This window comes from Pseudomonas sp. KT_2_4 (assembly GCF_041410225.1).
Taxonomy (GTDB): Bacteria; Pseudomonadota; Gammaproteobacteria; order Pseudomonadales; family Pseudomonadaceae; genus Aquipseudomonas; species Aquipseudomonas paracarnis.
The window spans coordinates 1935254-1947365 of record NZ_CP166962.1 but is presented as its reverse complement, the minus strand read 5'-3'; the positions used below and the strand labels follow the sequence as shown (position 1 = coordinate 1947365).

The 12112-nt window shown below is 62.0% G+C and carries 12 protein-coding genes; 4 read left to right on the top strand and 8 right to left on the bottom strand.

The features are described 5' to 3' along the window. Positions 1 to 50 precede the first annotated feature (50 nt). From AB9N64_RS08945 to AB9N64_RS08935, 3 genes are all read left to right on the top strand, one after another. Positions 51 to 824: an N-acetylmuramoyl-L-alanine amidase gene (locus AB9N64_RS08945; protein ID WP_020302233.1), complete on the top strand. Its 774-nt coding sequence runs from the start codon at positions 51 to 53 to the stop codon at positions 822 to 824. A gap of 260 nt (positions 825 to 1084) precedes the next feature. Beyond that, complete coding sequence (locus tag AB9N64_RS08940; protein WP_038451012.1) at positions 1085 to 2485, top strand: aspartate aminotransferase family protein; 1401 nt, start codon at positions 1085 to 1087, stop codon at positions 2483 to 2485. Between the two features lie 82 nt (positions 2486 to 2567). Further along, entirely contained in the window at positions 2568 to 2792 is a 225-nt protein-coding gene (locus AB9N64_RS08935) for an MbtH family protein (protein WP_003192847.1), read from the top strand. A gap of 51 nt (positions 2793 to 2843) precedes the next feature. On the opposite strand, the gene AB9N64_RS08930 is transcribed toward AB9N64_RS08935, so the two are convergent. The 8 genes from AB9N64_RS08930 to minC form a co-directional block, all read right to left on the bottom strand. Further along, positions 2844 to 4190 (bottom strand): amidohydrolase, encoded by a 1347-nt coding sequence (locus tag AB9N64_RS08930; protein ID WP_371360193.1) that lies wholly within the window; start codon positions 4188 to 4190, stop codon positions 2844 to 2846. 16 nt (positions 4191 to 4206) lie between these two features. Continuing rightward, positions 4207 to 6372, bottom strand: coding sequence for a mechanosensitive ion channel family protein (locus AB9N64_RS08925; protein ID WP_019818612.1), 2166 nt, complete (start codon positions 6370 to 6372; stop codon positions 4207 to 4209). A gap of 72 nt (positions 6373 to 6444) precedes the next feature. Beyond that, on the bottom strand, positions 6445 to 6612 hold the full coding sequence (locus tag AB9N64_RS08920) for a hypothetical protein (RefSeq protein WP_014719301.1): 168 nt from the start codon (positions 6610 to 6612) through the stop codon (positions 6445 to 6447). Positions 6613 to 6811: 199 nt separating this feature from the next. Next, entirely contained in the window at positions 6812 to 8101 is a 1290-nt protein-coding gene (locus AB9N64_RS08915; protein WP_014719300.1) for a M18 family aminopeptidase, read from the bottom strand. 195 nt (positions 8102 to 8296) lie between these two features. After that, positions 8297 to 8932 carry an RluA family pseudouridine synthase gene (locus AB9N64_RS08910; RefSeq protein ID WP_003192838.1) on the bottom strand — a complete coding sequence of 212 codons (636 nt, stop codon included), beginning with the start codon at positions 8930 to 8932 and terminating at the stop codon, positions 8297 to 8299. A gap of 106 nt (positions 8933 to 9038) precedes the next feature. Then, positions 9039 to 9293, bottom strand: a complete 255-nt coding sequence (minE, locus tag AB9N64_RS08905; protein WP_003175252.1) for a cell division topological specificity factor MinE — start codon at positions 9291 to 9293, stop codon at positions 9039 to 9041. A gap of 3 nt (positions 9294 to 9296) precedes the next feature. Further along, the gene (gene minD / locus AB9N64_RS08900) at positions 9297 to 10109 is read right to left on the bottom strand and encodes a septum site-determining protein MinD (RefSeq protein WP_003192835.1); all 813 of its coding nucleotides are present in this window, start codon (positions 10107 to 10109) and stop codon (positions 9297 to 9299) included. A gap of 199 nt (positions 10110 to 10308) precedes the next feature. After that, positions 10309 to 11046, bottom strand: a complete 738-nt coding sequence (minC, locus tag AB9N64_RS08895; protein ID WP_014719299.1) for a septum site-determining protein MinC — start codon at positions 11044 to 11046, stop codon at positions 10309 to 10311. A gap of 119 nt (positions 11047 to 11165) precedes the next feature. On the opposite strand from minC, the gene AB9N64_RS08890 reads away from it, so the two are divergent. Further along, positions 11166 to 12101: a lipid A biosynthesis lauroyl acyltransferase gene (locus AB9N64_RS08890; RefSeq protein ID WP_019818602.1), complete on the top strand. Its 936-nt coding sequence runs from the start codon at positions 11166 to 11168 to the stop codon at positions 12099 to 12101. Positions 12102 to 12112: the final 11 nt, after the last annotated feature.

Below are 12112 nucleotides of genomic sequence, written 5' to 3'. Positions count from 1 at the left end.
GTGCTTGAACGGGCCGAATGAGTCGGCCTGAATTGAAAAGGACTGTTCTTATGTTGGTGATCGACACCAGTTTCCCTGCCAGGGATTTCAACGACCGCCGCGGCGAATCCGTGCAGCAGGTGATTGTGCACTACACCGCAGCGCCCTTTGCTTCATCGCTACGCACCCTCACTCAAGAGGGCGTCAGCGCCCACTACCTGCTGCCCGACCCCGATGAGCCCAGCTACTGTGCTGCCGGTTATGAAGAGCTGCGCGTGTTTCGCCTGGTGGACGAGGGCCAGCGCGCCTGGCACGCCGGCGTGAGTTATTGGGCGGGGAAGGCGGATCTCAACAGCCGCTCGGTGGGCATTGAAATCGTCAACCTGGCGCGGGATGACGCGGGCGTCTTTACCTTTACGCAATACGCACCCGCGCAGATTGACCTACTGATTGCATTGCTTCGCGACCTGCTGGAGCGCTATCCGCAGGTCGGCCCTACTGACTGGCTCGGGCATTCGGACGTGGCCTACTGGCGCAAGAGCGACCCTGGGCCTCGGTTGCCCTGGCGTCTGCTGCATGAAGCCGGCATTGGGGCTTGGTTTGATGAGCAGACGCGGGCGATGTACCAGCGCCGCTTTTGTCTCGGCTTGCCGCCGGAGGTCGAGGTGGAGAGGGCGTTTCAGCGTTATGGGTATAAGCCGGCGCAGAATCGCCGGGCCTTTGAGCAGCGCACCCGGGCGTTCCAGATGCACTTTCGGCCACGGGATTATTGTGGATTCCTGGATGCAGAGACGTGCGCGATTCTTTATGCGCTGAATGAAAAATACCGCGGGCTTCGGAGCTGAGCGCTGTTCAAATGTGGAAGCTGGCTTGCCTGCGAAAGCGGTAGTGCAGTAACCGATGCAGCGACTGACACACTGCCTTCGCGAGCAAGCCCGCTCCCACATTTTAATCTCCCCACAATCGGTAAATATCCGACCAACTTCCTAAATCCCCGTGCACCTGAAGCGTCTCCACAACAGGAAATCCGTGCGCATGCCCTTGGGCCAGACGCCAACGGATCGGCAGTTTGGTCACGATCAACAGCGTATTGAGGGATCCAGAGATGTCAGTCGCTACCAGCCGTATCGAAGACGCCCCGGTGCAGGCCGCGGAAACGCTCTATCAGTTTGACGAAAGCCCGCTGCTGGCCCGCCAGCGCCAGCAGGAATCCAACGCCCGCAGCTACCCTCGGCGCATCCCCTTGGCGCTCAAGCGCGCCAAGGGGATCTACGTGGAGGACGTCGAGGGGCGTCGGTTCATCGATTGCCTGGCCGGCGCCGGAACCCTGGCGCTGGGGCATAACCACCCGGTGGTGATCCAGGCCATCCAGCAAGTGCTGAGCGACGAACTGCCCCTGCACACCCTGGACCTGACCACGCCGGTCAAGGATCAATTCGTGCAGGACCTGTTCGGTTTGCTGCCTTCGGAGCTGGCGCGAGAGGCGAAAATCCAGTTCTGCGGCCCCACCGGCACCGATGCGGTGGAAGCCGCGTTGAAGCTGGTGCGCACCGCCACCGGGCGCAGCACCGTGCTGTCGTTCCAGGGCGGCTATCACGGCATGAGCCAGGGCGCGCTGAGTTTGATGGGCAGCCTGGGACCCAAGAAACCCTTGGGCGCCTTGCTCGGCAATGGCGTGCAGTTCCTGCCATTCCCGTATGACTACCGTTGCCCGTTTGGGCTGGGTGGCGCCGAAGGCGTGCGGGTCAACCTGCATTATCTGGAGAATCTGCTCAACGATCCGGAAGCCGGCGTGTTGCTGCCAGCGGCGGTGATTGTCGAAGTGGTCCAGGGCGAGGGTGGCGTGATCCCGGCGGACCTCGACTGGCTGCGTGGCCTGCGCCGTATCACCGCGCAAGCGGGGGTGGCGCTGATCGTCGATGAAATCCAGAGTGGTTTTGGGCGTACCGGCAAAATGTTTGCCTTCGAACACGCCGGCATCATCCCGGACGTGGTGGTCATGTCCAAGGCAATTGGCGGCAGCCTGCCCCTGGCGGTGGTGGTGTATCGCGACTGGCTCGACACCTGGCTGCCTGGCGCCCATGCCGGGACCTTCCGTGGCAACCAGATGGCGATGGCGGCAGGCTCAGCGGTGATGCGCTACCTCAGGGATCACGACTTGGCGGGCCATGCGGCGGCCATGGGTGAGCGCCTGGGCGAACACCTGCGCATCCTGCAGCGCGACTTCCCGCATCTGGGGGATATCCGTGGGCGTGGGCTGATGCTGGGGGTGGAGCTGGTAGACCCGACTGGCACGCCGGATAGTCAGGGCCACCCACCGGTGGATCGCCAGTTGGCGCCGCTGGTGCAGCGCGAATGCCTCAAGCGCGGGCTGATCCTGGAACTGGGCGGGCGCCATGGCAGTGTGGTGCGTTTTCTGCCACCGCTGGTGATCACCGCTGGCGAAGTCGACCAGGTGGCCGAGATTTTCGGGCGCGCCTTGGCGGCGGCCGTGGCCAGCGTCTAATTTTCCAGGCCCTTGGTACGTTTCTACAGATATCAGTGCTGCGCGTGGTGCGCAGCCAGCCTTTGAGCGACGGAGAACAGCAATGACCTCAGTATTTGACCGCGACGACATCCTCTTTCAGGTAGTGGTCAACCATGAAGAACAGTATTCGATCTGGCCCGACTACAAGGCCGTGCCGGAAGGCTGGCGCACCGTGGGCAAGAGCGGCATGAAGAAAGAATGCCTGGCCTACATCGAGGAAGTGTGGACCGATATGCGCCCGCTGAGCCTGCGCCAGAAAATGGACGGCGCGGCCCTCGCCAACTGATTCACCTGGGTTCAAATGTGGGAGGGGGCAAGCTCCCTCCCACATCAAGCATTACAGTGATGTGTGGGTGTAGAGGTAATCCGTCGCCAACGACGCCAGCGTCCTCACGCCCACCACCAACGCCGACTCATCCACAAAGAACCCAGGGTTGTGATTCGGCGCCGCCTTGCTCATGTCCTGGTCCCTTGGGGTCACCCCCAGGAAGACAAACAGCCCCGGCGCCTCCTTGGCATAGAACGAGAAGTCTTCGGCGCCACCCACCAACGGGCCTTGCACCACATCATCCTGAGCCGCCCAGCGCAGGCTCGGCAGCATTTTCTCGGTCAGCGCCGGATTGTTGATGGTGGGGTCGTACTTCTCGATGATCGTCACTTCGGCCTTGGCGCCACCGCTTTCGGCGATTTTCTCTACGGTCTGGCGCACATCCCCATGCAGCTTCTGGCGAATGCCGTAGTCGTAGGAGCGAATGGTGCCGCTCATGTCCACCGACTCGGGGATGATGTTATAGCGGGTGCCACCGTTGATGGTGCCGATGCTCACCACAGAGGGGAATGACGAAATATCGGTACGGCGGCTGACTACGGTCTGCAAGCCGACAATGGTTTGCGCGCCGACGGTGATCGGGTCGATACCGTCCCAGGGGCGGCCGGCGTGGGTCTGTTTGCCGAGGATCCTGATGCGCAGGTCATCGGAACTGGCCAGGGTCGGGCCAGGGCGATAGGCGATTTGCCCGGCAGGCACACCGGCCCATACGTGCAGGCCAAACACCGCGTCAGGCTTGGGCGCTTTCATTACGCCTTCCTGCACCATCATCTTCGCGCCCCAGGTGTTCTTGCCGTCGGGGATAAAATCGCTGGGGCCTTCTTCGGCCGGTTGGAAATAAAACACCACGGTGCCGGGCAGCCGCTCGCGCATCCCGGTAAGAATCTTCGCAGTGCTCAGCAGGATAGCGGTATGGGCGTCGTGGCCGCAGGCGTGCATCACGTCGACTTCTTTGCCCAGGTAGGTGCCCTTGGCTTTGGAGGCGAAGGGCAGGTCGGCGACTTCCTTGACCGGCAGCGCATCCATGTCGGCGCGCAGAGCCACGGTCGGGCCGGGCAGGGCACCTTTCAAGATGGCGACGACGCCAGTGCGGGCCACCCCGGTCTTTACTTCAAGGCCGAGTTCGTGCAACTGTTTGGCGACCAACTCGGCGGTGCGGGTTTCGGTATTGCCCAGTTCCGGATGGGCGTGGATATCGCGGCGGGTTTCCAACAGGCTGGGTTCGAGGATTTTTGCCTGGGCGGCAATGGTTTCCCGGGCACTGTCCTGGCCGCTGCTGGCGGCGATCACTGCACTGCTCGCGACCGCGCCGAGCAGACCCAAAACCCATTGGTGTGTCAGACCGTTCATTCGCATACCAACCTCTCCTTGCCTATTGTTGTGGATCTTTCTCCTGCACGCTCCCGGCAGTCTGCACCTGCACGCTCAAGCGCGGTGTCGCCAGGTCAAGCCCGGCTTCATCCAGGTGCCGCTTGAGCGACAGGTTGAATGCCCGCGACACTTCCCACTGCTTGATCGGCGCGGTCTTGAAGCGTGCGCGCAGGATCGCGCTGCCGGACTCGAAGCTTTCCACGCCCTGGATCTCCAGCGGCGACCAGATATTGCGGCGTTGCAGCGGGTCGTTGCGCATGGCATGGCCGACCTCGCGCATCAGTTTGATCGCGTCGTCGATTTCCATGTTGTAAGGGATCGCCACCCGGAAGATGGCGTAGCCGAACTCGCGGGAGTAGTTCTTGATGCTCTTGATTTCGCTGAACGGGATGGTGTGCACGATGCCGTCGATATCTCGCAGGCGCACGGTACGGATGGTCAGGCCCTCTACGGTACCGAGGTGGCCGCCGACGTCCACGTAGTCGTCGATGGCCAGGGAGTCTTCGATGATGATGAACAACCCGGTGATCAAGTCGGCTACCAGCGATTGCGCACCAAAACCGATGGCGATACCGATCACGCCCGCACCGGCCAGCAGTGGCGTAACGTTCATGCCCATGTTCGCCAGCGCCACGATGGCGGCGATGATGAAGATGGTCACGAACAGCACGTTGCGGATCAGCGGCATCATGGTTTGCGCGCGGGCGTTGGCCAGGCCTTTGCGCGAGCGGGTCAGGGCGTGGTGAATCGCGGTGTCGCTGAGGATCCAGATCAGCCAGGCGAACAACAAGGTCCCACCGAGGCCGAACAGCTTCACGGCTATTTCATGGCCTTCACCTTCGGTAAAGCGAATCATCGACAGGCCCCAGACCCGCAGCCCCAGTTCGATAAATACCAGCCACACCACCAGGTGCACCAGGGTGTAGACAAAGCCTTTGAGGCGTTCGGAGTACAGCGCATGGCGCTTGTGCCCGCGGTGCGGCTTGAGGGCGTGGCGGCGCACCAGGCCGTTGATCACCATGCACAACACCAGCAACACCGTGCACAGCAGCGACTGGCGCAGGGCGGTGCTGGTGTCGCCGGCCGACAGGAAGGTGGCGAACAGTGAGATGCCCACCAGCAGAAGAGCCGGGATGTACCAGAAGGTGCCGATGATCGACAGAGTATCGGTGAGCGCTCGGCGGTTGAGGCGGCGCGACAGCGGTTGGTTGCGGATCAGGTGCGCAATCGGACGGCGGAACCGCAGGATAAACACCCCGGTGGACAACGCCGCCATGACATTGGCCACGGTCGCGGCGGTGTGGGCCAGATGCTGGCCGAGCGCGGCAACCAGGCGCGGGTCGCTCAAGGCTTCACCGAAGGCGGCAAAGCTGCCGATCCACCACAGCGGGCGGAACGCCTGATGGCGCAGGATATACAGGGCGCGGTGGCGGTGCGGGCCGTCGAGTACGGAGAAGGCAATCACGCAGATGGCCGAGAAACAGGTGCCGACCACCAAGGCATAGGCCAGCACCATGGCCAGGGATTTGCCCAGGGAGGAAGGCAGGGCGTAGCTCAGGTAAACCGTGATCACCAGGGCAATCAACCAGGGGCCCAGCTTGCGCAGGGCAAAGCGCAGCATGTCCCAAGTGCGCGGGTGCTGCGGCAGCTCTTCGGGCAGGCCGAAACGCTCGCGCACCCGATGGCTGAGCCAGATCAGCGCAGCGGCCAGCAGGCTCCACACAGCCAGGATCACAGCAAAACCGAAGATGATCGGCAGCCATTCGCTGGCCGGCAACATCAGGGCGGCGAGTTCATCCTTGGCCAGGTCGACTTCATTGGACCAGCGCCCCAACGGGCTGTCGGCGCCGGAAAACTGCTGCTCAAAGCCCGACAGCGTACTGCCGATCAACCCGAGTACGCCGAGTTCGGCGGCAGGCTGGGCCTTTTGCGTGGCGGCGCGCAGCTTCTTCAGGTCGCTGAGCAACTGGGTGCGTTGCTGGTCGTTTTCCAGGGTCTTGATCACTTCGTCCAGCGACTGCCCCAAGGGCACTTCGGCCTGGGGTTGGGTCTTGCTGGAGCCGCCCAGCATCCCGGGCAAGCCCACGGCTTGGGCGGGCATCACTGGCAGCAGCGTGAGCAGGGCGATCAGCAGGTAGCAGGGCAGGGCAAACAGACGGGAAAGCACGAGGCGGTCAACCTTGAAAACGACGAATTGACCGAGTGTACGAGGCCGCTATGCCCAATGCGAGCGCATTTGTCACTGCGCCAGTTTGGCGAGGATCTTGTAGAGCACGGTGCCGAGGATCAACAGCATGCCGATCCACATGCCAAACACGCCCAGAGGCTTGTCGCGAAAGTTGAAGCCGACCGCGAGCATGATCATGCCGATCAGGATGGGGATCAGCATGGCGTGGAATGAGGACATTGAGATCATGGCGAGGGGCGGCCTTGTCGGACTGGAAGTTCTGACAAGTCTAGGCCGGATTGGCAGAAGTGCAGTTGATGTGAGTCAGATAGCCTTATATCTGTTTGGAAACCCATCGCGGGCAAGCCCGCTCCCACACTGAAATGCATTCACAGATCAATGTGGGAGCGGGCTTGCCCGCGATGGGCGCGCCTCGGTCTCAGGGTAAGTCGCGGCTGGCGTAGAACGCCCCCAGCACCTTGACCAGATGCGCCAGGTCATGGCTGCCGCACAGCTCGCGGATCGAGTGCATGGCAAAGGTCGGCAAGCCGATGTCCACCGTGCGCACGCCCAGGTGGCTGGCAGTGATGGGGCCGATGGTCGAACCACAGCCCATGTCGCTGCGCACCACGAAGCTCTGCACCGGCACTTCCTGGGCCATGCACAGGTGGCGGAAGAACCCCGCGGTTTCGCTGTTGGTGGCGTAGCGCTGGTTGCTGTTGACCTTGATCACCGGGCCGGCGTTGAGTTTCGGGCCGTGGTTGGCGTCGTGTTTGTCGGCGTAGTTGGGGTGCACGCCGTGGGCGTTGTCTGCCGACACCAGCAGGGATTTCTGAATGGTGCGTACGAATTCTTCACCTTCGGGCAGCAGGCGACGCAGGGTCTGTTCCAGCATCGGGCCATCGGCACCGCAGGCCGAGCAGGAGCCGACTTCTTCGTGGTCGTTGCACACCAGCACGCAGGTTTCATCGGTGTCGCTGGAGAGCAAGGCTTGCAAGCCGGCGTAGCACGACAGCAGGTTGTCCAGGCGTGCACCGGCAATGAAGTCGCCATTGAGGCCGATCACGGCAGCACTTTGGGTGTCGTAGAAACTCAGCTCGTAGTCGAGCACCACATCGGCATTCAACCCATGCTCGCGAGCCAACTGTTCGGTGAGCACGGCGCGAAAGTCCACGCGTTCGTCACCGGCAAACTGCGCCAGGATCGGCGGCAGCTCGGTCTGGGCATTGATCGCCCAGCCCTGGTTGGCTTCACGGTTGAGGTGAATGGCCAGGTTGGGAATGATAGCGATCGGCAGCTTGAAGTCGATCAGTTGGCTCTCGACCTTGCCATCGCGACGGAAGGTGACACGCCCGGCCAGGGACAGGTCGCGGTCGAACCAGGGCGCCAGCAGCGCGCCGCCGTAGACTTCCACACCCAGTTGCCAGAAGCCGTGGCGTTGCAGCTCCGGCTGGGGCTTGACCCGCAGGCACGGGCTGTCGGTGTGGGCGCCGACCATGCGGATACCGTCCTGCAGCGGCGATTGGCGGCCGAGCTTGAAGGCGATGATCGAGGAATCGTTGCGGGTCACGTAGTAGCGACCGTTGGCCTCGGTGGCCCAGGTGTCGCGCTCGTCGAGACGCTGGTAGCCGGCGGCTTCCAGGCGCTGGGCCAGGGCGGCAGTGGCATGAAAAGGAGTAGGGGAGGCCTTGAGGAAGTCGATCAGGCCTTGATTCAACGCTTCGCGCATAAATAGCTCCAGACAGCAGTGGCGAGAGTTTACCGTATTGGCCAGATATTTGGAGTGAGCGTGCATGGCCGAGAACCACATCAAACCCTGTGGGAGCTGGCTTGCCTGCGATAGCGGTCTTTCTGTGCCAGATGTATTGGCTGGCACGCCGATATCGCAGGCAAGCCAGCTCCCACATTTGACCGCATCAGCCCTTCAAAAAGGCGCAGGGCACTCGAAGCGCAGGCGCTCGCCGCTTTGCGGATGGGTGAAGCTGAGCATGCTTGCATGCAGGCACAGGCGCGGCCAGGCGGCCAGGGCTTGTTCATGGGCGTACAGACCATCGCCCAGCAACGGATGCCCGATGGACAACATATGCACGCGCAACTGGTGCGAGCGCCCGGTGATGGGTGTCAGCTCTACGCGGCACCAGTCGCCGCAACGCTCCAGGACTTTCCAGAAGGTCAGTGCATGTTTGCCGAACTCATGGTCGACCACATGGCGGGGCTTGGTCGGCGGGTCGTAGCGCAGGGGCAGGTCAATGCTGCCGCTGTCCAGTGCCGGTTGGCCCCAGGCCAGGGCGGTGTAGGCCTTTTCGGTCTCGCGGTCGTGAAACTGGCGGGACAGTTCGCGGTGGGTGTCGGCGTCCCGGGCCAGCAGGATGATCCCCGACGTTTCCCAGTCCAGGCGATGGACGATGCGGGCTTCGGGGTAGCCGTTTTCCTGCAGGCGAGTGATCAGGCAGTCCTTGTTGTCGTCGGCGCGGCCAGGCACCGAGAGCAGCAGGGTCGGCTTGTTCACCACCAGGACAGCGTCGTCCTGATGCAGGATGTGGATATTGGACAGCGGCATTAAACAGCCTCGTAACAAACGCCAACGGCGGCTCCACTGACGGCCCCCTCACCCTGTAGGAGCGAGGGGGCCGTCAGTGGAGCCGCCGTGGCGACCGCCCGTTCGATCAACGATCGGGCAGGGTGATATTGAGTTCCAGAATCGAGCAGCTGCCGTCATTTTCCAAGGCGACATGCACGTCATCGTTGCCGATATTGACGTACTTGCGGATCACCTCGACCAGTTCCTTCTGCAAGGCTGGCAGGTAGTCCGGGGTGCTGCGTTGGCCGCGTTCGTGCGCCACGATGATCTGTAGACGCTCTTTCGCGACCGATGCGGTACTGGGTTTTTTGTTGGCGCGAAAGAAGTCGAGAAATTTCATTGTTTAGTTGCCTCCAAAGATACGCTCGAAGAATCCCTTCTTCTTGACATCGAGGAAGCGGTGTTCCACGGTCTTGCCCAGCAAGCGATCGACGGCATCGCTGTACGCCTGGCCGGCGTCGCTCTGGTCGTCGAGAATCACCGGTACGCCCTGGTTGGATGCCTTCAGCACGGCCTGGGATTCCGGAATCACGCCCAGCAGGGTCACGGCGAGGATTTCCTTCACGTCTTCAACACCGAGCATTTCGCCGTTGTTGACGCGCTCCGGGTTGTAGCGGGTGAGCAGCAGGTGCTCCTTGATCGGGTCCTGGCCTTCTTCGGCGCGCTTGGACTTGCTGGCCAACAGGCCGAGCATGCGGTCCGAGTCACGTACCGAGGAGACTTCCGGGTTGGTCACCACGATGGCTTCGTCGGCGAAGTACATCGCCAGGTGAGCACCGGTTTCGATACCAGCCGGGGAATCGCAGACCACGTATTCGAAGGTTTCCTTGAGCTCGGCGAGCACTTTGCCGACGCCCTCTTTGGTCAGCGCGTCTTTGTCACGGGTCTGGCTGGCAGCCAGCACGTACAGGTTCTCAAGGCGCTTGTCCTTGATCAGGGCCTGTTGCAGGTTGGCTTCGCCGTTCACCACGTTGACGAAGTCATACACCACGCGACGCTCGCAGCCCATGATCAGGTCAAGGTTACGCAGACCGACGTCGAAGTCGACGATGACTGTCTTGTGGCCGCGCAGAGCGAGGCCGGTACCGATAGCGGCGCTGGTGGTGGTCTTACCCACACCACCCTTGCCGGATGTAACCACGAGAATCTTGGCCAAGGTGTTTCACCCCTAAGGAAAAAGGACTTTCGGTCCCTGAAAAACATCTCTTGGAACTCGCCGCAGGCGGACAGCCTTTGCAGGAAAAAGACGGGGTTTCCATGGGGAAACACCAACTTCCAAAAAGTCCTACACAAGTCTTGCCGGTTTCGCTTTGCTATCAGAGTCTAGAGATGCTTGGAAAATGCGGCAGTATCCGTTAAAGACGGATGATGTTCAACACATCGCCCGACAGGTTGACCTGTACCGAAGCGCCCCACAGTGGATCGCGGCGCAAATCTTCGGAAACCTTGTACTGACCCGCGATGGAAACCAGCTCAGCGGTCAACTGCTGGCAAAAAATACGCGCCTTGGTATCACCCTTGATGCCGGCCAGAGCGCGTCCGCGCATCGGGCCGTATACATGGATGTTGCCATCGGCAAGAAGTTCCGCCCCCGGGCTGACCGAGGAGACCACCACAAGGTCGCCGCCTTGGGCGTAAATCTGCTGCCCGCCGCGTACCGGCGAAGTGATGATCTTTGTAGGCCTGATCGCAGGCTCCGGTGGTTTTTCCGGTTTTTTCTTTTCTTCGCCGACCAATGGTTCCAGAGGGCGCTCACGGGCGCCCGACGGTGGCAGTACTGGCAGTTCAATGGCGATGGCGGCGGCAATGTCTTCGATCCGGCTGGCGCGAATCGCCAGGGTGCGCAGGCCATGGGAACGGCATACGCGCATCAGGCCGGGCAAATCAATCACGCCCTGGCCGGCCGGCAGCTTGTCCAGCGCCAGCACCAGCGGGGCGTTGTTGAAAAAGTTTGGCGCCAGGGCGACCTTGGCGGCCAGTTGGCGGTCCAGGGCGTCGAGGTCATTGCGGGCCAGTTCCAGCACGGTAATGGCGAGCATGCTGCCTTTTAGCTGGAACACGGGATCTTGGTCTAGCGGTTCGGTTTGGCTCATGGTCGGCGAAAGCGGCTTGTCACGAAAAGTGTCGAGACTTATAACGAGAACACTCACTCGCCGCAAGCCGAGTCGAACCGTTGTAGAATGCGCGGCCCTTGTCTTTACCGGAATCTGTAATGGATCGCCCGCGTTTTCGAGCTGTATTTCTTCACCCGCGTTTTTGGCTGCTATGGCTGGGGCTCGGCCTGCTGTGGCTGGTCACTCAATTGCCGTATCGGGCGCTGTTGAACATTGGTCGCCTGCTGGGCGCGGGCATGTACCGCGTGGCGGGCGATCGTCGCCGTATTGCGGCGCGCAACCTTGAGCTGTGCTTCCCGGAAAAATCCGCCAAGGAACGTAAACGCCTGCTCAAGGAAAACTTCGCTTCCACCGGCATCGCCTTCTTTGAAATGGCCATGAGCTGGTGGTGGCCCAAGCCGCGCCTGGCGCGCCTGGCCCATGTCGAAGGGTTGGAGCACCTCACGCAGGCGCAGTTGGACGGCAAGGGCGTGATCCTCATGGCGCTGCACTTCACCACCCTGGAAATCGGCGCGGCGCTGCTGGGGCAGAAGCACACCATTGACGGCATGTACCGCGAACACGGCAACCCGCTGTTCGACTTTATCCAGCGCCGTGGTCGTGAACGCCACAACCTCGATTCCCTGGCCGTGGAGCGTGACGACGTGCGCGGCATGCTCAAGCTGCTGCGCGCCGGCCGGGCCATCTGGTACGCGCCAGACCAGGACTACGGCGCCAAGCAAAGCATCTTCGTGCCGTTGTTTGGCATCCAGGCTGCTACCGTCACCGCCACCAGCAAGTTCGCACGCCTGGGCAAGGCGCTGGTGGTGCCGTTTACCCAGGAGCGCCTGGCTGACGGTAGCGGGTACCGCCTGGTGATCCATGCGCCGCTGACCGACTTCCCGGGTGAAACCGACGAAATCGACTGCCTGCGCATCAACCAGTGGGTCGAAGCCTCGGTACGCGCATGCCCCGAGCAATACCTGTGGACCCACCGCCGCTTCAAGAGCCGACCGCCGGGTGAGCCCAAGTTGTACGAAAAGCGCCGTCGATAAGCCCAACCCTT